The 24,941-nt window shown below is 67.7% G+C and carries 21 protein-coding genes; 11 read left to right on the plus strand and 10 right to left on the minus strand.

Features of this window, described 5'->3' with window-relative positions; translation table 11 throughout:
• Positions 1 to 103: cupin domain-containing protein (locus ACNJ7E_RS04985; RefSeq protein ID WP_169692707.1), on the plus strand; the 103-nt coding region annotated here is incomplete at its 5' end.
• Positions 104 to 171: 68 nt separating this feature from the next.
• Here ACNJ7E_RS04985 and ACNJ7E_RS04990 read toward each other — a convergent pair.
• The gene (locus ACNJ7E_RS04990) at positions 172 to 1,020 is read right to left on the minus strand and encodes an aldo/keto reductase (RefSeq protein WP_283330766.1); all 849 of its coding nucleotides are present in this window, start codon (positions 1,018 to 1,020) and stop codon (positions 172 to 174) included.
• A 137-nt stretch (positions 1,021 to 1,157) separates the two neighbouring features.
• On the opposite strand from ACNJ7E_RS04990, the gene ACNJ7E_RS04995 reads away from it, so the two are divergent.
• A complete protein-coding gene (locus ACNJ7E_RS04995) occupies positions 1,158 to 1,751 on the plus strand; it encodes a class I SAM-dependent methyltransferase (RefSeq protein ID WP_005260540.1) in 594 nt (197 codons plus the stop codon).
• A gap of 15 nt (positions 1,752 to 1,766) precedes the next feature.
• The gene (locus ACNJ7E_RS05000) at positions 1,767 to 3,407 is read left to right on the plus strand and encodes an ABC-F family ATP-binding cassette domain-containing protein (protein ID WP_418339301.1); all 1,641 of its coding nucleotides are present in this window, start codon (positions 1,767 to 1,769) and stop codon (positions 3,405 to 3,407) included.
• Here the strand turns inward: ACNJ7E_RS05000 and fdxA are convergent, their stop codons facing one another.
• Positions 3,408 to 3,734 (minus strand): ferredoxin, encoded by a 327-nt coding sequence (gene fdxA, locus ACNJ7E_RS05005; RefSeq protein WP_005244047.1) that lies wholly within the window; start codon positions 3,732 to 3,734, stop codon positions 3,408 to 3,410.
• A gap of 178 nt (positions 3,735 to 3,912) precedes the next feature.
• Between fdxA and ACNJ7E_RS05010 the strand changes: the two genes are divergently transcribed.
• The 5 genes from ACNJ7E_RS05010 (at position 3,913) to ACNJ7E_RS05030 (ending at position 10,135) form a co-directional block, all read left to right on the plus strand.
• On the plus strand, positions 3,913 to 4,215 hold the full coding sequence (locus ACNJ7E_RS05010; protein WP_280778572.1) for a helix-turn-helix transcriptional regulator: 303 nt from the start codon (positions 3,913 to 3,915) through the stop codon (positions 4,213 to 4,215).
• Positions 4,208 to 4,747 carry a hypothetical protein gene (locus ACNJ7E_RS05015; RefSeq protein ID WP_283330764.1) on the plus strand — a complete coding sequence of 180 codons (540 nt, stop codon included), beginning with the start codon at positions 4,208 to 4,210 and terminating at the stop codon, positions 4,745 to 4,747. The genes ACNJ7E_RS05010 and ACNJ7E_RS05015 overlap by 8 nt, the downstream gene beginning before the upstream one ends.
• Positions 4,748 to 4,778: 31 nt before the next feature.
• Complete coding sequence (locus ACNJ7E_RS05020; protein ID WP_280778574.1) at positions 4,779 to 5,675, plus strand: ABC transporter ATP-binding protein; 897 nt, start codon at positions 4,779 to 4,781, stop codon at positions 5,673 to 5,675.
• Positions 5,672 to 6,865 carry an ABC transporter permease gene (locus ACNJ7E_RS05025; RefSeq protein WP_418339302.1) on the plus strand — a complete coding sequence of 398 codons (1,194 nt, stop codon included), beginning with the start codon at positions 5,672 to 5,674 and terminating at the stop codon, positions 6,863 to 6,865. The genes ACNJ7E_RS05020 and ACNJ7E_RS05025 overlap by 4 nt, the downstream gene beginning before the upstream one ends.
• A gap of 90 nt (positions 6,866 to 6,955) precedes the next feature.
• Positions 6,956 to 10,135, plus strand: coding sequence for a multicopper oxidase family protein (locus ACNJ7E_RS05030; RefSeq protein WP_418339303.1), 3,180 nt, complete (start codon positions 6,956 to 6,958; stop codon positions 10,133 to 10,135).
• Between the two features lie 10 nt (positions 10,136 to 10,145).
• On the opposite strand, the gene ACNJ7E_RS05035 is transcribed toward ACNJ7E_RS05030, so the two are convergent.
• The 4 genes from ACNJ7E_RS05035 to ACNJ7E_RS05050 are packed head-to-tail and all read right to left on the minus strand — an operon-like array spanning position 10,146 to position 15,177.
• Positions 10,146 to 10,613, minus strand: coding sequence for an SRPBCC family protein (locus ACNJ7E_RS05035; protein ID WP_144285353.1), 468 nt, complete (start codon positions 10,611 to 10,613; stop codon positions 10,146 to 10,148).
• Between the two features lie 21 nt (positions 10,614 to 10,634).
• On the minus strand, positions 10,635 to 11,618 hold the full coding sequence (locus ACNJ7E_RS05040) for an antibiotic biosynthesis monooxygenase (RefSeq protein WP_280778577.1): 984 nt from the start codon (positions 11,616 to 11,618) through the stop codon (positions 10,635 to 10,637).
• Between the two features lie 17 nt (positions 11,619 to 11,635).
• Positions 11,636 to 14,353: a molybdopterin-dependent oxidoreductase gene (locus ACNJ7E_RS05045; protein ID WP_280778578.1), complete on the minus strand. Its 2,718-nt coding sequence runs from the start codon at positions 14,351 to 14,353 to the stop codon at positions 11,636 to 11,638.
• The gene (locus tag ACNJ7E_RS05050) at positions 14,350 to 15,177 is read right to left on the minus strand and encodes an FAD binding domain-containing protein (protein WP_418339304.1); all 828 of its coding nucleotides are present in this window, start codon (positions 15,175 to 15,177) and stop codon (positions 14,350 to 14,352) included. The genes ACNJ7E_RS05045 and ACNJ7E_RS05050 overlap by 4 nt, the downstream gene beginning before the upstream one ends.
• A 216-nt stretch (positions 15,178 to 15,393) precedes the next feature.
• Between ACNJ7E_RS05050 and ACNJ7E_RS05055 the strand changes: the two genes are divergently transcribed.
• Positions 15,394 to 16,890, plus strand: coding sequence for an acetyl-coenzyme A carboxylase carboxyl transferase subunits beta/alpha (locus ACNJ7E_RS05055; protein ID WP_280778580.1), 1,497 nt, complete (start codon positions 15,394 to 15,396; stop codon positions 16,888 to 16,890).
• On the opposite strand, the gene asnB is transcribed toward ACNJ7E_RS05055, so the two are convergent.
• The 3 genes from asnB to ACNJ7E_RS05070 form a co-directional block, all read right to left on the minus strand.
• Positions 16,887 to 18,728, minus strand: a complete 1,842-nt coding sequence (asnB, locus tag ACNJ7E_RS05060; protein ID WP_418339305.1) for an asparagine synthase (glutamine-hydrolyzing) — start codon at positions 18,726 to 18,728, stop codon at positions 16,887 to 16,889. The genes ACNJ7E_RS05055 and asnB overlap by 4 nt on opposite strands.
• 171 nt (positions 18,729 to 18,899) lie before the next feature.
• Positions 18,900 to 20,369 (minus strand): HNH endonuclease signature motif containing protein, encoded by a 1,470-nt coding sequence (locus ACNJ7E_RS05065; protein WP_418339306.1) that lies wholly within the window; start codon positions 20,367 to 20,369, stop codon positions 18,900 to 18,902.
• 59 nt (positions 20,370 to 20,428) lie between these two features.
• On the minus strand, positions 20,429 to 21,103 hold the full coding sequence (locus ACNJ7E_RS05070) for a GOLPH3/VPS74 family protein (RefSeq protein ID WP_280778583.1): 675 nt from the start codon (positions 21,101 to 21,103) through the stop codon (positions 20,429 to 20,431).
• 146 nt (positions 21,104 to 21,249) lie between these two features.
• On the opposite strand from ACNJ7E_RS05070, the gene ACNJ7E_RS05075 reads away from it, so the two are divergent.
• Both ACNJ7E_RS05075 and ACNJ7E_RS05080 read left to right on the plus strand, forming a co-directional pair.
• The gene (locus ACNJ7E_RS05075; protein WP_280778584.1) at positions 21,250 to 22,287 is read left to right on the plus strand and encodes an alpha/beta hydrolase; all 1,038 of its coding nucleotides are present in this window, start codon (positions 21,250 to 21,252) and stop codon (positions 22,285 to 22,287) included.
• A gap of 68 nt (positions 22,288 to 22,355) precedes the next feature.
• Complete coding sequence (locus tag ACNJ7E_RS05080; RefSeq protein ID WP_280778585.1) at positions 22,356 to 24,290, plus strand: propionyl-CoA synthetase; 1,935 nt, start codon at positions 22,356 to 22,358, stop codon at positions 24,288 to 24,290.
• Between the two features lie 4 nt (positions 24,291 to 24,294).
• On the opposite strand, the gene ACNJ7E_RS05085 is transcribed toward ACNJ7E_RS05080, so the two are convergent.
• Positions 24,295 to 24,870 (minus strand): TetR/AcrR family transcriptional regulator, encoded by a 576-nt coding sequence (locus ACNJ7E_RS05085; RefSeq protein WP_280778586.1) that lies wholly within the window; start codon positions 24,868 to 24,870, stop codon positions 24,295 to 24,297.
• Between the last annotated feature and the right edge of the window lie 71 nt (positions 24,871 to 24,941).

A 24,941-nucleotide genomic window follows, 5' to 3' on the forward strand; every position in this document is an offset into this window, starting at 1 on the left:
CCCGCCGCGGCACTGGCAACGAGCGAAGCCCGAGGGCGACGAACCGACTCTCGTCAGTTGCGTCGTCACCCCGGGCTTCGACTTCGCGGACTTCCGGCTCTAGGCCCTCCGGGCCCGTGCGCCTTTTTGGTTGCTGCAGCAACCAGAAAGGCGCACGGGCGGCGGAGCCGCCTACGAGCCCAGCGTGTCCGGGTCGGGGCCGATGCGCCCGTCGGCCCGGGTCAGCGACCCGACCGTGTTGATCTCGTCGGGGGTCAGCTCGAAGTCGAAGACGTCAAAGTTGGCGGCGATGCGCTCCGGCGTCACGGACTTGGGGATGACCACGTTGCCGATCTGCAGGTGCCAGCGAATGATCACCTGTGCGGTCGTCTTACCGTGCGCTGCAGCGATCTTCGCGATGGACTCGTCCTCGAGGACGGTGCCCTGCCCGAGCGGGCTCCATGCCTCGGTCGCGATGCCCTTTCCGGTGTGGAAGGCGCGCAGGTCGGCCTGGTTGAACCGCGGGTGCAGCTCGACCTGGTTGATTGCGGGCACCTCGCCCGTCTCGGCGATCAGCCGGTCGAGGGTCTCGGGGGTGAAGTTGGAGACACCGATCGACCGCGCACGCCCGTCGGCCTTGATCTTCTGGAAGGCCTTGAACGTGTCCACGTAGCGGTCCGCGGACGGCACCGGCCAGTGGATGAGGTAGAGGTCGACGTAGTCGAGCCCGAGGCGGTTCAGGCTGGCGTCGAACGCGCGGAGCGTGGAGTCGTACCCCTGGTCCTCGTTCCACAGCTTGGTCGTGACGAACAGCTCGTCGCGGGCAATTCCGGAGTCCGCGAGCGCGCGGCCCACTCCGGTTTCGTTCTCGTAGATCTTGGCGGTGTCGATGCTGCGGTACCCGGCCTTCAGCGCCTCGGTGACCGCGGCGTGGCTCTCGTCGTCCGGCACCTGCCACACGCCGAAGCCGAGGGCAGGAATGCTGTTCCCGTCGTTGAGCGTGACCGTAGGTACAGGACTCTGTGCATTGTTGAAACCCATGAGACTGTCCAACCGGGGACCCGGACCAGATGTTCCCGCGTCTCAGGATGTGGACTTTCGCGTGTCGTTTCGGTGCGACCGGGTAATCCGACGGCATCGGCGTTCAGGTGGTGACGCGCCCGGTGGAAGGGGCGGACATGGGCCTCGGATACACATTGGCCTATCGGTTCAAGATCACGCCCTGGGTGAAAGCGGGCCGCGTGTTCGGAAGCCAGATCGAGACGTTGCTCGATCCCTTCGACGCCCCACCGGGAGAGGTCCTCGACATCGGATGCGGCACCGGCGACCATGCCATCGAGATGGCCCGGCGGGGGTGGCAGGTGACGGGGATCGACACCGTCCAGCTGGCCCTCGACAAGGCGCGGTCCAAGGCCCGGAAGGCGGGCGTCGACGTGCGTTTCATGCACGCGGACGCCACCGACCTCGAGCACGCCGTCGGTCGCGGGTACCACCTGATCCTGGATGTGGGGTGCTACCACGGGCTCAGCGACCACGACCGGGTCGCGTACGCCGAGAACGTCACGACCGTGAGCGAACCGCACGCCACCCTGCTGATGTTCGCGTTCGGGCCGGGGCATCGCGGCCCGCTGCCGCGCGGGGTCTCCCGCTCCGACGTGGAGCGGACGTTCGAGAAGTGGAAACTCGTGTCGGACGTCGACGCGGACACGACCGGCATGCCGGGACCGCTCAAGAAGGCCGACCCCCGCTGGTTCCGCCTCGTCAAGCGCTGAGTGGATAATCGCCGGGTGACTGCAACACTGCGCATCAGCGGACTGTCGGCTTCGCGCGGTGAGCGCACCCTCTTCTCCGGCCTCGATCTGACCGTCGCCCCGGGCGACGTGACCGGACTCGTGGGGGCGAACGGTGCCGGCAAGTCGACGCTGTTGACTGCGCTCGCGGGGGTCGGCTCGGCGGACGTCGAGGGCAGTATCGTGCTGAGCCCGCCCGACGCGGCCGTCGGCTACCTCGCCCAGGAACCCGACCGGATCTCCGGCGAGACGGTGCTCGACTTCCTCGGTCGCAGGACCGGCGTCACCGAGGCCGAGCACACCATGAATGCGGCCGCGGAAACGCTCGGCGAGTCGGATGAGGATCTCTACTCCCCCGCCCTGGAACGCTGGCTGGCGCTGGGCGGCGCCGATCTCGCCGAGCGCGCGGAGAAGGTCGTGAGCGAACTCGGGCTGGGAGTGCCGCTCGACGCGCACATGACGTCGCTGTCCGGTGGGCAGGCCGCGCGCGCCGGATTGGCGTCGCTGCTGCTGTCCCGGTACGACGTGCTGCTGCTCGACGAGCCGACCAACGACCTCGACCTCGTGGGGCTCGAGCAGCTCGAGCGTTTCGTCGCCGAGAGCCGGGCTGCGATGGTGGTGGTGAGTCACGATCGAGAATTCCTGGCGCGCACCGTGACCGGCATCGTGGAACTCGACCTGGTACAGCAGCAGATCGCGGTCTACGACGGCAGCTACGACTCGTACCTCACCGAACGGGAGATCGCGCGCAGGCATGCGCGGGAGGCGTACGAGGAGTACGCGGGGACCCGTTCGGACCTCGAGGACCGCGCGCAGATGCAGCGGAACTGGATGGAGCACGGCGTCCGGAACGCGCGGCGTAAGGCGAAGGACAACGACAAGATCGGCAAGGGCCTGCGCACCGAGTCCACCGAGAAGCAGGCCGCGAAGGCCCGGCAGACGCAACGCCGGATCGAGCGGCTCGAGGTGGTCGAGGAGCCGCGCAAGGAGTGGGAGCTGCGGATGGAGATCGCGGCAGCCCCACGCAGCGGATCGGTCGTGGCGACGGCGAACGGTGCCACCGTCGCATGGGGCGGGGACCGCGAATTCACGTTCGGTCCGGTCACCACTCAGGTGGACTGGGGTGACCGGATCCTCATCACCGGCGCCAACGGGTCCGGCAAGACGACCCTGCTGAAGGTGCTGCTCGGCAAGATCGCCCTGGACGCGGGCACCGCGTCACTCGGTTCGGGTGTGGCGATCGGCGAGATCGATCAGGCCCGCGGCCTGTTCGAGGGCGGCGAGAAGGTGGCCGACGCGTTCGCGGCGCAGATCCCGGACTGGCCGGACGCCGACGTGCGGACACTGCTCGCGAAGTTCGGGCTCAAGGGACACCACGTGCTGCGGCCGGCGGCGTCGCTGTCACCGGGCGAACGCACCCGCGCCGCCCTGGCCCTGCTGCAGGCGCGGGGCGTCAACCTGCTGGTGCTCGACGAGCCCACCAACCACCTGGACCTCCCCGCGATCGAACAGCTCGAGCAGGCCATGGAGAACTTCGACGGCACGCTGCTACTCGTCACCCACGACCGGCGGATGCTGGATTCGACTCGCAGCACGCGCCGGTGGCGGATGGACGGCGGCCGGCTGTCCGAGGAGTAGTCAGTCGCCTTCGGCCATCGGCGGCAACGCCTTGACGAACGGCGGGTCGTAGTCGACCTTGCCCAGCTTCGCCGCGCCTCCGGGGGAACCGAGGTCGTCGAAGAAGTCGGCGTTCGCCTTGGTGTACTCCACCCACTGGTCCGGGACGTCGTCCTCGTAGAAGATCGCCTCGACGGGGCAGACCGGCTCACAGGCGCCGCAATCGACGCATTCGTCGGGGTGGATGTAGAGCATCCGACCGCCCTCGTAAATGCAGTCGACAGGACATTCTTCGATGCATGCCTTGTCCAGAACGTCGACACAAGGCTCTGCGATGGTGTAGGTCACGTCAGTAATCCTGTCCTTTCCTGCCGTCCCGCGCGAATCGCCTCCACTCTGCCACTCAATTTCCCGAGGTCAACTTGTCGGCGTGCGGCCGGCGGCGAGGGGGGTGGACGGTGGTCTGCGACACCCACTCCGTTGTATCCCATTGACAAACTGTTGGGTTTTCACAACACTTTGTTGCATGAGCCCAGTACGGCGGGGGGACGCCCTCCCCATCTACAACCGCATCGGCGTCCTTCGCGCCGAACGCGGGATGAGCCGGGCTCAGCTGGCGGGACTCATCGACGTCAATCCCCAGACCGTCGGCGCGCTCGAACGGGGCGACCACTACCCCAGCCTCGACCTGGCGTTCCGTATCTCGTGGGTGTTCGAACTGCCCGTGGAGGCCATCTTCTCCCGCACCGAGTTCGGACCCCTGTCCACCGAGCTCTACCGCACCGACCGACCGCCGTCCACGACAGGAAACGGGGAGAGCCATGCCTGAGACCAATCTGATCGAGCGGTACCAGGGGTTCCGGACGCGCAGATTCCTCCAGAACGAACGCCGGTACCGGACGTGGCTACCGAGGTGGCGGACGCGCAGCCGCAGACGAATCCTGGTGATCGCTCTCGGGGTGACGTTCGTGTTCATGACCGCCGTCGGCATCGTGTGCCATTTCGACATGGTCGTCGGGCCGCTGCTGTGGTTGCCCGCGTGCCTGCTGTTCTTCCCGCTGTGGACGATGCTCCAGATCGTGTCCGGGCGGCAGGGCGACGCTCCGCGCGACGCTCTCGACGAGTGGGAGATCCAGCAGCGCAACAGTGCCCGGTCGATCGGACTCACGGTCACCCAGCTACTGACGCTCGTTCCCGCGCTCTACCTGATCTTCGTCGGCGCGCTGGACGGCGATCACGGCAACGTGCCGTACGCCGCGGGACTGCTCGTCGTCACCGCGCTGATGGTCGGGGGGTGCACGCCCGCCATGATCCTCGGCTGGACGCAACCCGATCCCGACCCCGACGACCTCGCTTCGTAGGAACACCCGCACTCGAGAACGGGAAGGACCCATGTCTCACACCCTCACGATCGACGGCATCTCCAAACGGTACGGCGAGGTCGTCGCACTCGACGACCTGTCCTTCGAAGTCCGCCCCGGTGAAATCTTCGGTTTCGTCGGCAGCAATGGTGCCGGCAAGACCACCACCATGCGCATCGCGCTGGGCGTCCTGTCCGCCGATTCCGGTGAGGTCCGGCTCGGCGGCAAGCCGGTGGACCTGGATGTGCGGCGCACCATCGGGTACATGCCGGAGGAACGCGGGCTGTACCCGAAGATGAAGGTGGGCAAACAACTCGAATACCTCGCCGAGCTGCACGGCATTTCCCGCTCGGCGGCGCGGGAGGCGGTCGGCCGCTGGACCGAACGCCTCGGCATCGCGGACCGTGTCGGCGACACCGTCGACGCACTCTCGCTCGGCAATCAGCAACGCGTCCAGCTGGCCGCCGCGCTCGTCCACGATCCGGCGGTGCTGGTCCTCGACGAACCCTTCTCCGGGCTCGACCCCGTCGCGGTGGACGTCATGAGCGAGGTGCTGGTGGAGAAGGCGAACACCGGGGTGCCGGTGATCTTCTCGAGCCATCAGCTCGAACTCGTCCAGCGCCTGTGCCACCGCGTCGGCATCATCAGCCACGGCCGGATGCGTGCCGTCGGCACCGTCGACGAACTCCGCGGCGGCGGCAACGCCCAACTCGAAGTCCACGCTCCGGAGGCGCCGGTCGGCTGGGCTCACCACCTCGAGGGCGTCACCACGATCAGTCACCTCGACGGCCGGACCCTGCTGTCGCTCGACACTGACGTGGACGACCAGCTGATCCTGCACACCGCCCTGAAGACCGGACCGGTGCACGAATTCTCGCTGCACCGGCCGACCCTGACCGATCTGTTCCGAGAGGTGGTCACGGCATGAGTGCCCCACTGAGCCCCGCCCGCGCGATCGGCCTCGTGGCCCGCCGCGAATTCCTGACGCAGGTGGCGAAGAAGAGCTTCGTCATCAGCAACGTGATCATCCTGCTGGCCATCGTGGGCGGCATCGTCGCGTACTCGCTGTTCTCGGGCGGCGACGACGAACGCGCCACCATCGGACTCGTCGGCGACCAGTCGCTCGCGCCGGCTCTCGTCGCCACCGGTGACGCGGTCGGGACGCCGGTCGACGTCGTCCCGGCCACGGACGAACAGGCCGCGCGGGACGAGGTGGGGAACGGTGACCTGGACGTCGCCCTGATTCCCGGCACCGACGGATCCGTCACGGCCGTCACCGAATCCGAGATCGGCTCCGGGCTTCGCACCGTGATCGACGCGGCCGTGGTGCAGCAGGCTCAGTCCGGTGCGCTCGCCGCGCAGGGCGTGGATCCCGCGCAACTCGCCGAAGCGACCGGCCGGGCGGTGGTCACCGTCGATGCACTCGATCCGCCCGACCCGGAGAAGGGCCAGCGCGTGGCCCTCTCGATCGCCGTGGTCGTCCTGCTGTACATGCAGATCATGATGTTCGGCATGTACGTGGCGATGGGTGTGGTGGAGGAGAAGTCGAGCCGCGTCGTGGAATTGCTCCTGTCGACCCTCCGTCCGCTGCAGCTGCTCTGGGGCAAGGTGATCGGCATCGGCGCGGTGGGTCTCGTCCAGTTGACCGCCTACGGTGTGGTGGGTGTCGCCGCCGGGCTCGCGACGGGCGCGCTCACCGTGACGGGGACGGCGATCGGGGTGCTGGCCGGAACGCTCGGCTGGTTCGTGCTCGGATTCGCGTTCTTCGCGGTCCTCTACGCCGCGGCCGGGTCGATGGTGTCGCGGCAGGAGGACGTCAACGCCACCGCGTCACCGCTGATGGTGCTGATCGTCATCATGTTCTTCAGCGCCTTCTCCTCGGTGAGCAACCCGGACGGCACCCTCAGCAACGTCCTCAGCTGGATTCCGCCGTTCTCGGCGATCCTGATGCCGCTGCGCATCGCCGCCGGCGTGGCGTCCCCGGTCCAGGTGGTCGTCACGGTCGCTCTGATGCTCGCGGTGACCGCCGCACTCAGCGTGCTGGCCGCGAAGATCTACCAGCGCTCGATCCTGCGTATCGGCAAGGTCGTGTCGTGGAAGGAGGCGCTCGGCAGGTAGCGAATTCCCAGCGCACGGCCAAGTTCCCTGTGTAGTCTTCGAATCGTCGATCGATGCTGCTCAGCTGCCGTCGTGGAACGGGGAACACCCATGGTCGTCCGTCGCGGGAAGCCGATCGTCGTCATCGCCGTCACCGTGGTCGCGTCCATGACGTTGATGCTGACGGCCTGCACGTCCGACGAGCCGGCCACTGCGCGCGGTGGCAACGCCGGCCCCGACGGCACCCCGGTCGCTTACCAGGAGCCGGTGAAGCTGTCGAGCGAGAACGGGGTGCTCGAGGTTCGGCTGTCGGCCCATCAGGGCACGGTCGACCTCGACACCGTCTCGGAGCCGGTGTCGGGCTTCCTGGTCTTCGGATACGAGGTTCTGCGGGGCACGAGTTCGGACGGTTCGACCACGGGCGACGACGTCTACCCGGCACCGACGTTGCGCGTCGACCCGGGTGAGCGCCTGATCATCCACTACGACAACGATCTCCGGAACCTGACGATCGAGGACTTCTACGACCCCGCGTTCACGCCGGCGGGCGGGGAGGTCCCGATCTATCCCCCGGCCCTCGACTCGGCGCCGCTGAACCTGCACACCCACGGTCTTCACGTGAGCCCGGACGGCAACGCCGACAACGTGCTGCTCGACATCCCCGCCGGGATGGGCAACGTCTACGACTACGCGGTGCCGAAGGACATGCCGAACGGCCTGTACTGGTACCACAGTCACCGTCACACGATGACGGCGCAGCAGACGTATGCGGGGCTCGCGGGACTGCTCGAGATCGGCAGGCCCGACGGCAACCTTCCGCTGGTGACGCAGAACGACGTTCCCATCCGTGACATGGCGTTGCAGTACAACTTCGTCTTCGACCGTAAAGGCAACGGCCACCAGCTGAACGACCCGAACTGGCCACAGTTCGTGAGCACATTGAAGCCGCCGGAGGGGACTCAGCTCGCCGACGGAACGTACGAGCCGAGCCTGGCGCCCGTGAACTTCTCGGAAACCACGGAGGGCTCCCAGTACGTCACCAACTGGTATGCCGGGCCGCTGTCGCCGGCGAATCATCGCGGGCAGAACCAGTTCGTGCCGGGCAATCTCCAGAGCTTCAGTAGTGATTCGACGAACATTCCCGCCGACCCGTCGCTGCCGGACAACGAACGCGACGTGCAGTACACCGTCAACGGGCAGTTCCAGCCGGAGCTGAAACTGAAGCCGGGCCAGACGGAGATGTGGTCGCTGGCGAACATCAGCGATTTCGCCTACATGCCGCTCAGGCTCACCGAGACCGCGACGGGCAACCACCCGAAGTTCGCCGTCGTCGGCCAGGACGGAAACCCCTTCACCCAGGTGCAGTTGCCCGTCGGTGGTGACGGCACCCGGCTCGTCATCCCGCCGGGGTCGCGGTACGCGATCGCCGTGACGATGCCGGACACCGGCGATCTGGTGCTCGACATGCCACCGCTGGACGGGGCGAAACCCGTCACCAATCCCGGCGTGCTCTACACCAACAACGGCACCGACAATCCGCCGGCCGAGCTGGGCACGGTGACGGTCGACCCGTCGGTGATCAGTTACGCCGACGGCTTCTTCACCTTCCCCACCCAGACCCTCCTCCACGTCACACCCGACAGCGGTGAAGGCCGGACCACGCCGTTCGAGCCCGGTCAGAACCTCGACGCGTACACGTCGTTCGTGGACACGTCGGTGATGACACCGGACGTGAAGCGCACCCTCACGGTCTCGGGCGGATTCGGCAACGAGAAGGCCAGCAACAGCGACCCGAAGGCCTTCACCTACGAGTTCGACGACAACACGTTCCCGAACATCCCGCTGATCCAGCCGCGCCTCAATTCGGTCGAGGAATGGTTGATCACGAACCTCAACAACGACGAACATCCGATGCACATCCACGTCAACGACTTCCAGGTGATGGAGATCGTCGATCCGATCGCGGGCACCCGGACCGGGGTGCAACCGTGGGGTGAGGACAACGTGAACGTGCCGGCGCCCGTCACCGACGCGAACGAGAACCCGCTCGTGCCCGCATCGGTGACGCTGCGCACGAAATTCACCGAGTACACGGGCACTTTCGTGATCCACTGCCATCGCCTCAACCACGAGGACAACGGACTGATGGCCACCGTCAACGTCATCCCCGAGGTGTCGACGTACGCGGTGGCGGTGCCGGGTTCGGCGGGCACCCCCGCGACCGTGCAGGTCCACGACGGCAACGGCGACAAGGTGATCGCCGCGGTCACACCGTTCCCGTCGTTCGAGGGCACCCCGACGGTGGCGATGGCCGACGTCAACGGCGACATGATCCTCGACCTCGTCGCCGGGACCGGTGCGGGCGTGTCGCCGGAGGTCGTCGCGTACGACGGCAACGATGTCGGCTCCGGCCCGTTCACCGCCGAGCTGACCCGGTTCGCCCCGTTCGACGACGGCTACCGCGGGGGCGTGAACGTCGCGGGTGCGGACATCGACGGAAACGCACTGGCCGACAACATCATCGCCGGAACCGGCCCCGGCACCGAATCGCAGGTGAAGGTGTTCTCGTCCACCCTGCCCACGGAGAAGGGCACGGCACCCGAGGTCTTCTCGAGCTTCACCCCCTACCCCGGATCGCAGTCCGGGGTCACCGTCGCCACCGGCTTGGTCGACGCCGGCTCGGGCCGGGCAAGTATCGTCACCGCCCCCGGCCCGGGAGAAGCGCCTCGCGTGAAGACGTTCCGCTACGACCTGTTCGAGCCGACCGCCGCCGCGGCGGCCGACGGCACCGCGGACGAACACGCCGGCCACACCGATGGACCGCGGATGACGTCGGAGTTCCTGGCGTTCGACGAGAGCTACGTCGGCGGTGTCTCACTCTCGACCGGGTGGGTGGCCGGCGCCGAAGGCGGAGCGAAGAGCATCGTCACCGGCATGCTGGGCGGCGACGGCACTGTTCGCGTGTGGTCGAGTGGTTCACGACTCGACGGTGAACCGGGCATGTATCTCGAGAGTCCGAATCACCACTCCGGCGACGTCGTGTTCACTCAGATCGCGTCGTTCGCACCGTTCGCCGGCGGCCCTCCCGGCAGCGGGGTCCAGGTGGGAACCACCAGCACCACAAGCGGCGCCGACCTGCTCGTCAGCGGCCCCGGGCCGGGCGGCACCGAGGTGCGCAAGTTCGGACTGGGCCGCGCCGAACCCCAATCCACCACGCTGGTGCCGCTGCCGTTGGGCGCCATCCCCGCCCTCCCCGCAGCGCAAGGGTCCGTGCCACTCGGCGGGCGGTAGGTGCAGTCGGTCAGCCGGCCCGCTTCTCGGCGGCGTCGGCGATGTCGTCGAGATCGCGCCGGATCGCCTTGGTGGTGGCCTTCAGCGCGAAGGAGCCGAACACTTTCATCATGAACTTCGACACTGCGCCGAGCCCAGTTGCTTCCGCTGAGAAGTGGAACGTCAGGGTGGTGCCGTCACCGGCAGGCTCCAAGGTGAACACCGTCGTGTAGTCCGCGCCGTGGGACGACGCCTTCACGACGGTGCGCTTCTCCGGGTCGATCTCCGTGACCCACATTTCCTCGGTCGACGACTTGCCGAACAGCACCCGCGTCTCGCGCCACCGCGTGCCGACTTCGTATTTCGTCGAGTCCAGCCTCTCGAGCTTCTCCACACCGCTCAGCACCGATTCCGCGTTGTCCAGATCGGTGACGACCGCCCAGACCGCGCCGACGGGCGCATCGATCGTTCGGCTCACGCGGATCTCCGAGGCTGACATGGGGCACCCATTTCTTTCTTCTCAGGGCAGGGTCCAGAATTGGCGGGTCATCAGGTAGAAGACGATGACCCAGAACACCATAACCCCGGCGACGATCGCGAGCCCTCGACGGTTCGTTGTCGCTTCCGGAACGTCCGGGGGTGGCCGCAGCCAGCGCCCCAGCACCCGGTTCACGTAGTACGGCATCGTCACGAAGCTCATGATGAAGCTGGACAGCAGGTTTCCGACGAGCAGACCGAGCCACAGCGGCATCTTCAGCGGCGACAACGCGAGGGTGAGAATCACGACGGTGGGATAGAGACCGACCCACACCGCGATCGACGTCTTGGTTTCGGACGGCGGCGGCGCCTCGTTGCCGTTTTCGTCGAACGCGAACCAGCTCCCGAAGGAGTTGTCGATGGTGCGCAATTCGAAGTCGTGGAACTTCTCCCCCTCGGCGAGAAGTTCCTGACGCTTCGCCGAGGTGAGCCACCTGTCGAGGTCGGCGGCGTTGTCGTAGCGGTACAGCGCTGTCCACTCGTCCTGGATTCCCTCGATGGGCCGGAAGAGTTCGCTGCCGCGGAAGCCGTCGAACTTGCTCTCTTCCAATCGCAGTCGATCCTGCCACGCGAGGAAATCGTCGACGTGCTCCGGACCGACACGGTGCGTCACGACGACCGTCACGAGTGGATCCGACTCGCGTGCGCCCCCGCTGATGACCTGCTGGGTGGCGGGGCCGTCGAAGTACTGCTGCCCCTCGTCCAGCCGCTGCTGCCGGGTGGCGCTGTTGATCCAGGCCTGCACGTGGGCGACGGAGTCGAAGCGGTAGACCACGACCCAGTCGGGTTGCACGGCGGTGGGCGCGGAGATCTCGGCGCCCAGGAACCCGGGGTAGTGGGACGCGGCGGTGTTCATGTCCTGCTGCCAGGCCTCGAACGCCTCCTCGGCTCCGGCGCGCACCTTCTGGCCGATGATGACCGTCGCGGCGTTGCCGGTGGACTTCTCGGTGGGCTTCTCGGTGTCCATCGCCCTCTCCTCACGGCTCAGGTCGTCGGAACCGATCGGTTCTCGCCGATTCGGTGGTAGATCCGCTCGGGGGTGAGCGGCAACTCGCGAAAACGCACGCCCGTCGCGTTTTCCAGGGCGTTGGCCAGCGCGGGCGCCACCGGGTTGATGCAGCACTCCGCCATTCCCTTCGCACGCATCGGTCCGACGGAATCCATCGAATCGACCAGCAGCACTTCGGTGCGGGGAATGTCGGCGTAGGTGGGGATGCGGTAGTTGCGCAGGCTGGGGTTGATCATCACGCCGTTGTCGTCGACGTGGAAGTTCTCGGTCAGCGCGAAGCCGATGCCCTGGGCGACGCCGCCCTCGATCTGGCCGCGGACCTGCACCGGGTTGATGATTACCCCGGCGTCCGTGGCGTGGACGCTGTAGAGGATGCGGATCTCGCCCGTCACGCGGTGGACGGCGATGCGGAAACCGTGGGTGTTGGAGACGACGCTGCGCGGCGACCCGTACGCCTTGCGCGCCTCGGTGAACCGGATGCCGCGCCGGCGGGCGGCGTCGAGGAGTTCGGTCAGCGGCACGCGCGTGCCGTCGCAGAGCACCCCGTCGTCGTCCATCGAGCAGGACGCGACGTCGACCCCGGTGTGCGCGGCGGCGAAGGCCAGGATGCGGTCGCGCAGGGCCTCCGACGCCCGCGACACGGCGTTGCCCGCGACGAAGAGGCCGGCGCTGGCGAACGCCCCCGTGTCGAAGCCCGTACGGTCGGTGTCGGACTGCACGAGACGCACCCGCGACGGGGTGGTGCCGAGGTGGGTGGCCGCGATCTGCACGTGTGCAGTCGACGTCCCCTCACCGAATTCGACGGTGCCGACGGCGAGTTCGTACACGCCGTCGTCGCCGAGCGTCGCCCACGCCTCGGAGATATGTTCGGTCGGGGGCGCCGTCTCGTGTAGCGAGCTCGCGGTGCCCTCGCCGACGAGCCAGTCGTCGCCCAGCACCTGCCCGTTCGCGGTCCGCCTCAGTGCGGCGTCGACGAGGTCGATGCACTGCCCGAGCCCGTCCTCCGCGAACACGACGTCGTCGGGACCGTCGTCGATCGCGACGAGTGAGTCACCGGGGCGGACGATGTTGCGGCGCCGCAACTCGAGCGGGTCGATGTCGAGCGCGACTGCCAGCTCGTGCATGGCGGACTCCACCGCGAAGGCGGGCTGGGTCATGCCGTACCCGCGCAGCGCTCCGCTGGGCACGCTGTTCGTGTAGACGGAATACCCATCGAACTTCTTGTTGAGACACCGGTACGCCGAGATGGCGGCACCGGCGGCGAACAACGTCTCGCCGCCGTGGTTGCCGTACGCGCCCGTGTTCGACACGTTGCGCACCTGGAATGCCGTGAGTGTGCCGTCGGCCCGGGCGCCGAGCGTGATCGTCAGCTTCATCGGGTGCCGCGGCGACGCCGTCGTGAACTCTTCCTCCCGAGTGAACTCGAAGCAGACGGGCCTGCCCGTGTCGAGGGTGGCGAGCGCGACCAGATCCTCCGAGATCACCTCCTGTTTGCCGCCGAAACCACCCCCGACGCGCATACAGAACACGCGCAACTGGTCGGGGCGCAGGTCGAACAGGTGAGCCAGCTTGACCTTCGCGATCGACGGCGACTGCGAACTCGTGCGCACGTGCAGGCGGCCGTCCTCCATCCAGGCGATCGACCCGTGCGTCTCGAGATGAGCGTGCTGCACGCGCGGGGTGAAGTAGGTGCCCTCGTGGATCACGTCGGCCTCGGCGAACCCCGCCTCGATGTCACCAACCTCCCCGTGGAGCTCGAGCAGGATGTTGTGCACGGGATCCCGCACGAACGGGTCGTCCGAACCGTGCAACTGCGGTGCACCGTCGGCCATCGCCTCCTCCGGGTCGAACACCGCGGGCAGCACGTCGTATTCGACCACCACCCTGCGGCACCCCTCCTCCGCGGCGCCGACCGTGTCGGCCAGCACCGCGACCACCCGCTGACCGACGAAGCGGACCGTGTCGTCGAGGATGTACGTGTCGTCGGGGTCGACGAGATGATCGGTGTGGATGGCGGTCGTGAACCGCTTCCGGGGCACGTCCTCCCACGTGTACACGCGGTGCACGCCGGGGACGGCGAGCGCCGCCGTCGTGTCGATCGACACGATGCGGGCGTGCGCATGCGGAGAATGCAGCACCTCGAGGTGCAGCATGCCCTCGATCTCGGTGTCCATGGTGAACTCGGCGCGGCCGGTCACCACATCGGTGGCCGCGGGTGCCCCGACGCTGGTGCCGACCGCGCGCCCCGGCTCGGCGACCTCCACCGCGGCGACACCGTTCACGGCATCTTCGATGGCCCGATAGCCGGTGCAGCGGCAGAGATTGCCCTTCAGCGCGCGTGGCAGGTCTTCCTTCTGGGCGTCGGTGAACGTCGCCGACGTCATGATCATGCCCGCGGTGCAAAATCCGCACTGGAACCCGGGGGCGTCACGGAACTGCCGCTGCAGCGGATGCAGGTCGTCCGGCGAACCGAGGCCCTCGATGGTGGTCACCTCCCGCCCCTCCGCGCGGAACGCGGGCGTGATGCAACTGTGCACGGGATCGCCGTCGAGCCACACCGTGCAGGCTCCGCAATCGCCTGCGTCGCAACCCTTCTTGACGCCGTGATGACCGAGCGACCGCACGAACGTGCGCAGACACTGCCCGGGATTCGGTTCCTCGTCGAACGCCCTGCCGTTCACGGTGTACGTCATTGCCGGTCTCCTGCGGTGAACTCGGTCCGGATCTCCTCGGCGAAGTGCTTCGTCAGGTGGCGACGGTGGTCGGGGGTGCCGTTGGGATCGTCGAACCACACGTCGTCGGGTATCGCGTCGATGCTGTGCTGGAGCGAGCCGGCGTCGGGTACGGCGTCGAAGGCCAGCCGGACCGGACGGGTGGTGCCCGCCGTGATCGTGAGCAGCAGGTCGTCGCCGCCGGGCGCCTGGGTGCCGATCATGAACACCGTCGAACGGCCGAGGCGCGTGAGGGTGAAGCGCCGATGCGTGTGACGCTTGCGGAGGGCACCGATCGGGATGTCGATGCGGCGCAGGATCTCACCCGGTGTGAGCACGTTCTCGCGGTTGCCCGTGACGAAGTCGGCGGCGTCGACGGTGCGCTCGGACCCGTCGGCGGCCCACAGTGTGTACGTCGCCTCGAGCGCGACCGCCATCGTGATCATCGGGCCCGCGGGAAGCGACATGCAGATGTTGCCGCCCACCGTCGCCGAATTCCAGACCTTGAACGACGCCAGGAAGGCCTCGCAACTCGTTCCGAACAGCGAGGCGGCTCTCCAGTCGTCCGGCGGCGCAAGCGCATACAGCTCACGAATCGTGCACGTCGCGCCGATCTCGAGGCCCGCGTCGCTCGGCAGCAGGGTCTCCCAGCCGAGCGTCGTGAGATCGACGAGACGGCGCAGGTCGGGCTGAGGCTCGGAGAACAGCCACGTTCCCCCGGCCAGCCACGCGTCGCCTTCCCGCCACGCCGCACCCGGACGGTCGGCTGGACGCCGAACGACATCGGTGATGGTGTTGAGGTCCATATGACTGCTCCACTCGGGAAATGTGTCGTCGTTCTCGTACCCGACCTGCGTCAACCCATCTGACTTTAGACACCGCGACAGCGGTCTCGGTGTCAATTGCCGGGTTCCACCCGGGCGCTGTTTGCGGTGTTCCGGCTGTGTGGGCGGCCGGGTGGGCGACCGTCACCCGCCGTAGCAGACATCTGCCGCCCCGGACCGACCGCTACTCTCAGGGCCATGGCCGCCAAGATTTCCGCCCACGACGTGCTCGAGTTGGTACTGGACGCAGGCAGCTTCGTCTCCTGGGACACCACACCCGTCGATGCGCGGCCGAACGAGAAGTACCGCGCCGACCTGCAGAAGGCCGCCGAGAAGTCGGGTGTCGACGAATCGGTGATCACCGGCGTCGGCACCGTTCGCGGGCGCCCGGTCGCGGTGATCGCGTGCGAGTTCGCGTTCCTGGCCGGTTCGATCGGCGTAGCCGCCGCCGAGCGGATCGTCTCCGCCATCGAACGCGCCACCCGTGAGGGTCTCCCCCTGCTCGCCTCGCCCACATCGGGCGGCACGCGCATGCAGGAGGGCACCGTCGCCTTCGTGCAGATGGTGAAGATCGCGGCGGCCGTCGCCACTCACAAGGCCGCCCATCTCCCCTACCTGGTGTACCTGCGGAACCCGACCACCGGCGGCGTGTTCGCGTCCTGGGGTTCCCTCGGGCACATCACGGTGGCCGAACCCGGTGCACTCGTGGGGTTCCTCGGACCCCGCGTCTACGAGGCCCTGTACGGCGAGAAGTTCCCCGAGGGCGTGCAGACGTCCGAGAACCTGTACCGCAACGGCGTCATCGACGGCGTCGTCCCCGCCACGCGCCTGCGCCGGCTCGTCCACCGGGCGTTGCGGGTGCTGATCGATCCGCCGACGTCGACCGCCACCGTCACCGAACCGGCGCCGGACGTCGACATTCCCGACGTGCCCGCGTGGCAGTCGGTGATGCTGTCGCGGCGCGCCGACCGGCCCGGCATCCGACACCTGCTACGGCACGCGGCCACCGAGCAGGTGCCCCTCAGCGGCACCGGTCAGGGCGAAACCGAGGGGACGGTGCTGCTGTCGCTGGCTCGTTTCCGAGGCGCGCCGTGCGTGTTGCTCGGCCAGGACCGCGCCGGGCAGTCGGCCCTGAACACAATGGGGCCCGCCGCCCTCCGCGAGGCCCGCCGCGGCATGCGGTTGGCCGAGGAGCTGCAGATCCCCCTGGTCCTGGTGATCGACACCCTCGGTGCAGCGCTGTCTCAGGAAGCGGAGGAACGCGGCCTGGCCCCTGAGATCGCCCGCTGCATCTCCGACCTCGTGACGTTGAAGACGCCGACCGTGTCCGTCCTGCTCGGTCAGGGCACGGGCGGCGGGGCGCTCGCCTTCCTCCCTGCCGACCGGGTGCTCGCCGCGCAGAACGGGTGGCTGGCCCCGCTTCCTCCCGAAGGCGCCAGCGCGATCGTCCACCGCGATACCTCGCACGCCCCCGAGATGGCGGCCGCGCAGGGCATCCGTTCGCTCGACCTGCTGCGCGACGGCGTCATCGACGCCATCATCCCCGAGCATCCGGACGCCGCCGACGAGGCCGTCGATTTCTCCAAGCGGGTCGGCGAGGCCATCTCCCGGGAACTCCGTGCCCTGACCGGGGTTCCCGAGAGCGAACGCTTCGCGGCCCGGCTCGCCCGCTACCGGAACCTCGGCCTGGACTAAGACAGTTTGATCGTCGGGTTGTACATGTCCATCCACAGCGCGAGGTCGAGCGTGCGCTCGAGTCCGCGACGCGACACCTGATTGATCTGCGGGGTGTCGACGGACACCGCCCGAGACAGCCAGTCCGCACTGACCAGGCCGAACACCGGGTGCGAGGGATCGCTGAGCAGGTCCTTGCCGTGCTGCTGCAACGCCACCGCATACTTCGGGTCCTGGGTGGACGGGTACGGCGACTTCACCCGGTCGATCACCGACTGCGGCAGCACATCCCTGGTCGCCGCCCGCAGCAACGATTTCTCCTTGCCGTCGAACGTCTTCAGCGACCACGGCGTGTTGTAGACATACTCGACCAGCCGGTGATCGCAGAACGGCACCCGGACCTCGAGTCCGACGGCCATGCTCGCGCGGTCCTTGCGGTCGAGCAGCACGCGGACGAAACGCGTCAGATGGAGGTAACAGATCTTGCGCATCCGCCACTCGAAGTCGGATTCGCCGTCCAGCCGGTCGATCCCGGACACGGCTGCGTCGTACGAGTCCTGCACGTAGTCGTCCATGTTCAGCCCCGCCGTGACCTCCGGGGTGAAGATGTTGCTCTCGTCGCCGAAGTGCTCGGCGACCTGCACGAGCCACGGGAAGGTGTTCGCCTGCTGCGCCTTCGGGTCGAAGAACTGCTTGTATCCGCCGAACACCTCGTCGGCCGACTCACCCGACAGCGCCACCGTGGAGTGCTGACGGATCGCCTTGAACAGCAGATACAGCGAGGCGTCCATGTCGCCGAGGCCCATGGGGATGTCGCGTGCCCGGATGACCTTCGCGCGCACGGCGGGGTCCGCGAGTGCGTCGGAGTCGAGGACGATGTCCTGGTGCGCGGTCCGGGACCGCCGGGCCACGTCGTGCACGTACGGAGTGTCCGGGGTGCCCCGCAGTTCGTCGGCCACGAAATGTTCGGTCTGACCGACGAAGTCGACGGCGAACGTGCGGACCGTCTCACCGACCTCGGCGAGCTGCTCGGCGGCGATGCCGGTCATCGCGGACGAGTCGAGACCACCGGACAGCAGGGTGCAGCGCGGCACGTCGGCGACCAGTTGCCTGCGCACGATGTCGTCGAGGAGTTCACGGACGTGCGCGACGGAGGTGTCCCGGTCGTCGGTGTGCGGACGGGTCTGCAGGGTCCAGTACCTGTGCGCCCGCAGTCCGGTGCGCGAGACGGTGACCACCGTGCCCGGTTCCACCTCACGCATGCCGTCCCACACGGCGTGTCCCGGTGTCTTCACGAACGCGAACAGTTCCCGGATCCCGTCCATCGTGACGGTCGACTCGGCGATCGGATTAGCAAGGATCGCTTTGGGTTCCGAACCGAACAGGACACCGTCTCGGGTCTCGTAGTAGTAGACCGGCTTGATGCCCATCCGGTCGCGGATCATCACGAGGGTGTCGGTCCGCGAATCCCAGATGGCGAAGGCATACATGCCGTTGAGCCGCTCCGCGACGGCCTCTCCCCACTCCAGGTATCCGTGGAGCACCACCTCGGTGTCGGAGTCGGTGGCGAATCGGTGACCGCGCCCGTACAGCTCCTCGCGCAGTTCACCGAAGTTGTACACCTCACCGGAGTAGACCATCGCAACGGTCCCGCCGGGGGTGTCCACGCTCATCGGCTGATGCCCACCCGGCAGATCGATGATCGCGAGCCTTCGATGCCCGAGCGCGGCGTGTTCGACGACCCAGGTGCCGCGATCGTCCGGCCCCCGGCAGTTCATCGTCTCGGCCATGACATCCACGGTGGACTGTTCGACGCGTAGATCGCGTTCGAACGAGATCCATCCGGCGATTCCGCACATGTGTTCCTCCGACTGTCGCTGGCGCCTTCCTTCAGCGCGTGGTCAGTTGCGAGGTGGCGAACCGAGTCGGAACCGTAGCAATCACATTGACAGTTCTTTACTCTTGCTAACCACCTACATTCCACGGTAACCCTTTTCGGCGCGCAGGCGGTGGGCCCGGAGCACCGCCGGTCAGAACGGCGCGGGTTCGTCGGTCGCGTAGGCCTCGGATGCACGTGCACCGGGCGACCGGTGCCGGACCGCATCCAGGTGCGCCTGCCGTCGGCGGCGCTCCGCCCGAATCCGGGCAGCGGTGTTCTGCGCACGGGTGCGGCGGCGGGCCGCGGTCTTGGCATGGCCACTCGCGGCCGCGGCCGGGTCACTTCCGGCACCCAGGAGACCCGACGGCCGCGGTCGGTATCGGTGACCGGTGGGCGCGACCAACTCGATTCCACCGCCAGCGGTCACCCTCCAGTGACCGGAATGTTTGAGCCGGTGGTGATTTCGACAGTAAGCAGTCATGTTCCCGGCCACTGTCGGACCTCCGGCCGCGGGATCGGAATGGTCGAACGGCCGATGATGATCGAGGTCCGTGTTCCAGGCCGCCACATCGCAGTGCAACCATTCGCACCCGCCGACCAGCACCCGCATCCAGGTGTCGAGCACGGTGCCGGGACGGTACATGGTCGGGACGACAGAGCTCGGTGCCCGCACCGGTTCGACTTCCGCGACGGCCGCGATCTCGCGTGCGTGCGCCGCGTCGACGATTCCGTAGCCGTCGAGGTAGGCCGGTTCGTCGTCGCCCGCAAGTGTGGAGTCGAGCATGATCAGGTGCACGAGGGGCTTGCGCGCGGTCGTCGCGATGCGGGAGTCCTGGCCGCAATCGACCCGCCCGCATTCACAGTGCACGAACCCGACCCCGTCGATGAGCGCGGACAATCCGTCGGCCCGCCTCTGTTCGTACGTTCGAAGGTCGTTCGGGCACACAGTGTTTGCCAGTTCACGCAATCTCGCGTCGAATGCGCGACCCTGCGCCGCAGGGATGGATCCGAGGATTCGGCACATGCCGTCCTCGGCCGCGCCGACTCCGACGAACCGGTCTGCCTGCGCCTTCTCCCGCTTGGCCTGCACCCCTGCCGGGTCGAGCCTTGCGATGATGCGGTTGGCGGCATTCGTCAGCCTGCGGCCGGTCAACCCGGTTCCACCGGAGCGTAGTGGGACCAGAACCTGTTCGAGGAGTTGATGTTCGACCTCGCCGATCTGGCCATCGCTGACGTTTGCCGTCGCGTCCTCGATCAGGCGCACCCGGTACATGTCGAGATCACCGCGCGCCATGGCCTCGCGTGTGGCGTGCAACCGGGTACGTAGCGACATACCCAGGCCGATCAGCCGACCCGCCGCCGCTCGGCCCATGGTGAGCGCGGCACCGATCTCGGCCTCGACAACTTCGTGCGCGGTCGACGTCCACGCCCCGTCGGACTCGACCTCGGCAGTGCGGCGCACGAAAAGCTCGGCGATGACCGCCAGCTTCCGTTCGGCCACCACCGATTCACTGCGATGCAGGTCGGTCATCAACTCGACCAGACCCACATCGGATTCCCCGTCGACGAGACAGCGCACCGTCTCGCGAACCCCCCGATCGAATACCCCCGTATCGAACATGTGTTCTATCCTAGCGAAATCCCTTGCGCTCCACAAGACCCCGAAGAAGAGCCCACCGCCTAGCCACTCCCCGCCACGATGACAGGCACGGTGGCGGCGACGATGATTGCGGCGTTGACGGCCTCGACCGACTTGCGCACGGCAGTGCCTGCCCAGTCCCCTTCGGCGATCTCCTTCGCCCGTTTCTTCACGGCGCGACGGTCGGCGTCCGGGAACAGCTTCGGGGCCGCGTCGACGGCGGACAGCAGCGAGACGAGCGCGGCGGTGCGTGGAGTGGGAGCGACCCCGTCGAGGAGCGCGGCGCCCAGTTCGGACCGCAGCGCGCGTTCGTGGCTGCCGTCGACCTCCGGCCACCGGGTGGTGGGGAAGATGCCCAGCACCTTGCCCTTCTCCTCGCGGACCCATCCCGCGTCGACGATGCGCTTCACGAGTTCGTCGCGCAGGTTCTTGGCGAGCTTCTCGATGGCTGCTTCCGGTTTCATCGGCTTGGCCGTACCGATGAGGTCGACGGCCCGGGCGAGCAGCGGATCCTGCGGGCGCGCTCCGTCCCGGACGACGAGACGCCCCTTCTTCACATCCTCGCCGGGTTCGGCCGGGGTGACGACGTCGCCCAGGGCCAGTTCCAGCAGAACGGCGCCGGCGAGGACGCGCGGCATCCGGGTCCCGTCGACGACGGGCTTTCCCGACGTGTCGTCGAGCAGCAGCAACAGCAGGTCTTCGGCGAGCAGCGTCATGCTTCCACGATAGGGCCGACGTCGCGACGAAGTCCGGTGTCCGTTCAGCCGCCCCGGGAATGTTTGCCGGTTACCGTGAAGGGGAAATGTTCTGAGTATTCACCGGACGGTTGTCGGGCACCGCAGTCAAAGCACGAGGAGCGGCTATGAGCGCGATCGGACACTGTCGGGCACTCCTGGCGGTCGCCGTCGTTGCGTCGTCGGCCATGTTCGGTCAGGTGGCAGCGGCGTCGGCGGACGAGTGGCGGGCCCTTCCCGCCGACAAGCCGGCGTCGGCAGACGGTTCCGTCCTCGACCACGTCGAGGAGATCGACGACCGTCAGCTGAACATGTACGTCTACTCGGCGGCGATGGAGAAAGTGATTCTCCTCGAGGTGATCCGCCCGGCCGACACGAGCGTGCCCCGGCCGACCCTGTATCTGCTCAACGGCGCCGGCGGCGGCGAGGATTCGGCAACCTGGCAGGCGAGGACCGACGTGGTCGACTTCTTCGCCGACAAGAACGTCAACGTCGTCACTCCCGTCGGCGGGGCGTACAGCTACTACACCGACTGGGAGAAGCCCGATCCCGTCCTCGGCGTGAACAAGTGGACCACCTTCCTCACCGAGGAACTTCCCCCGATCGTCGACGCCACACTCGGAACGAACGGTGAGAATGCCATCGCGGGTCTGTCGATGTCGGGCACATCCGTCCTGAGCCTGGCCGAGGCGGCCCCGTCGCTGTATCGCGCCGTCGGCGCGTTCAGCGGGTGCGCCGAGACGAGCACCAAACCGGGCCGGGACTACGTCACCTTCGTCGTCAGCTTCCGAGGCGGCGACGTCGAGAACATGTGGGGACCGCCCGACGACCCCGCGTGGGTGGCCAACGACCCCGTCGTCAACGCCGAGAAGCTGCGTGGCATCGACCTGTACATCAGCAACGCCACCGGGCTGCCCGGCGTCCACGAGAACCTCAACGGCCCGGACATCAACGGAGATGTAGGCACGCTGGCCAACCAGGTGATCATCGGCGGCATCATCGAGGCCGGAACCAACGAGTGCACCCATCGGCTGGCCGACAGGCTGAACGCTCTGGGAATCCCGGCCACGTACGACTTCCGGCCCACCGGCACCCACTCGTGGGGCTACTGGCAGGACGACCTGCACAACTCCTGGCCGATGATCGCCGGTTCCCTCGGCCTCTGACCGCATCATCGCGCGCCGACGTCGCATAGGGTGTTTCGGGTCACACGACGACGAGAGGACGTGCATCGATGAGCTCCCCGGGGACCCCGCCTTCGAGCGACAACCATGGCCAGAACTACGCCGAGGTGTACCGCCGGAGCACCGACAGTCCCGAGGACTTCTGGCTCGCCGCCGCCGAGGCCGTGGAGTGGGTGACGCCGCCGACGCAGGCGCTCGACGACTCCGCCGCCCCGATGTACCGGTGGTTTCCGGACGCGACGCTGAACACCTGCTTCAACGCCCTCGACCGGCACGTGCGGGACGGCAACGGGGACCGGGCGGCGTTGATCTACGACTCGGCGATGGCCCCCGCTGCATCCCGCACCTACACCTACGCAGAACTTCTCGACGAGGTGTCCCGGTTCGCCGGCGTCCTGAAGGACCAGGGTGTGGTGGCCGGTGACCGGGTGATCGTTTACATGCCGATGATCCCCGAGGCGGCGATCGCGATGCTGGCCTGCGCCCGCATCGGCGCCGTGCACTCGGTGGTGTTCGGTGGTTTCGCTGCGAAGGAACTCGCGACCCGCATCGACGACGCCGGGCCGGTGGTGCTGGTGACGGCGTCGGGTGGCCTCGAGCCGGGGCGCACCGTCGACTACCTGCCGATGGTGGCGAAGGCGCTGGAGTTGTCCGGAACCCCTCCGCACACGGTGATCGTCAAGGACCGGGAGCAGGTCCCCGGTTCGGCCGCCGACTACCGGGGTGACGGGGCTGCGTGGTTCGACTGGGATGCGCTGATGGCGGATGCGGCACCCGTGGAACCGGTTCCGGTGGCCGCGACGGACCCGCTGTACATCCTCTACACGTCCGGCACCACCGGGAAGCCGAAGGGCGTGATCCGCGACAACGGCGGGCACGCCGTCGCGCTCACGTGGTCGATGCGCAACATCTACGATATCGGCGCGGGCGACGTGTGGTGGACCGCGTCCGACGTGGGCTGGGTGGTCGGGCACTCGTACATCGTCTACGGGCCGCTGCTGGCCGGTGCCACGTCCGTGCTCTACGAGGGCAAGCCGGTCGGGACCCCGGATGCGGGCGCGTTCTGGCGGGTGATCTCCGATCACGGTGTGTCGGCGCTGTTCACCGCCCCGACCGCGATCCGCGCCGTCCGCAAGGCCGATCCCGACGCGAAGGAGATCGAGAAGTACGACATCTCCTCCCTGAAGACGCTGTTCGCGGCAGGCGAGCGCCTCGACCCCGACACGTACGCGTGGGCCACCCGCGTCCTCGGCCGTCCCGTCGTCGACCACTGGTGGCAGACCGAGACCGGCTGGGCGATCTGCTCCAACCTGCGCGGGCTCGAACCGATGCCGCTGAAGGCCGGCTCCCCCACCGTCCCGGTGCCCGGGTACCGGGTCCAGGTGGTCGACGCCGAAGGGAACACGGTTCCCGCCGGGGCCGAGGGCAACATCGTGATCGGACTGCCGCTGCCCCCGGGCACTCTAGCCGGGTTGTGGCGCGACCCTGAGCGGTACGTGCGGTCGTATCTCGCCACGTTCGAGGGCTACTACCTGACCGGCGACTCCGGTTACATCGACGAGGACGGGTACGTGTTCGTCCTCGGCCGCAGCGACGACGTCATCAACGTTGCCGGACATCGGCTTTCGACGGGCAGCATGGAGGCGGTGGTCGCGGGACACCCCGCGGTCGCCGAGTGCGCGGTGGTCGGGATCCGCGACGAACTCAAGGGCCAGCGGCCCAGCGGTTACGTGGTACTCAAGGCCGGGGTCGAGATCGACCCGGAGACACTCCGCAACGAACTGGTCGCGATGGTGCGCGAGCAGATCGGCGCCGTCGCCACGTTCCGCGACGTGACGGTCGTGCAGGCGCTGCCCAAGACCCGCTCGGGCAAGATCCTGCGCAAGACGATGCGGCAGATCGCCGACCACGAGGAGTACACGGTGCCCTCCACCATCGAGGACGTCGCCGTGCTCGACGCGCTGAAGAAGCAGCTGGGCGGCTGACCTCTCAGACCCGGACGGCCGCGTCGAGTGCGTGATCCACCAGTTCCTCGACGCGGTCCGGTTCGAGGGGGTCGAGGTCGAACAGGATGCGGTAGATGATCGGCGCCACGACGTGGTCGATCACGTGCTCGACCACGCCCTGCACGGGTTCGCCGCGTCCGAGGATCGTCTCGATCTGGGTGCGGCAGAACGTCGCGCACTTGAACTGATTGGTGCCGTCCTCGGACCTGAGGGTGTCGGCGCTCATCACGACGTCGCGCAGTGCCGCCCGCCCAACCGGCGAGGACATCTCCTCGAGGTAGTCCTGCGCCCAGGCGACGAGGTCGCCTCGCACACTGCCGGTTTCACGTGGGGGCGCGTCGGGATGCAGACGTTCGAGCGCGACGTCCGCGAACAATTCGGTGATGTCGCCCCAGCGCCGGTAGATGGTCGACGGGGTGACCCCGGCGTCGGCGGCGATCATCGGGACGGTGATGTCCGCACGGTCGCGCTCGTCGAGAAGTTTGCGCGTGGACGCGTGCACCGCCTGCTGGATGCGGGCGCTGCGACCACCGGGGCGTGGACCTGGAGCCGGACTCATGCCCCCATGCTAACGCAAAGACGTTGCATTAAGAATGGTGGCGGCGTAGCGTCCATTAACGCAAACCTTTT

The sequence above is a fragment of the Rhodococcus mengyinensis genome (assembly GCF_048381435.1).
Classification (GTDB): domain Bacteria; phylum Actinomycetota; class Actinomycetes; order Mycobacteriales; family Mycobacteriaceae; genus Rhodococcus_F; species Rhodococcus_F opacus_D.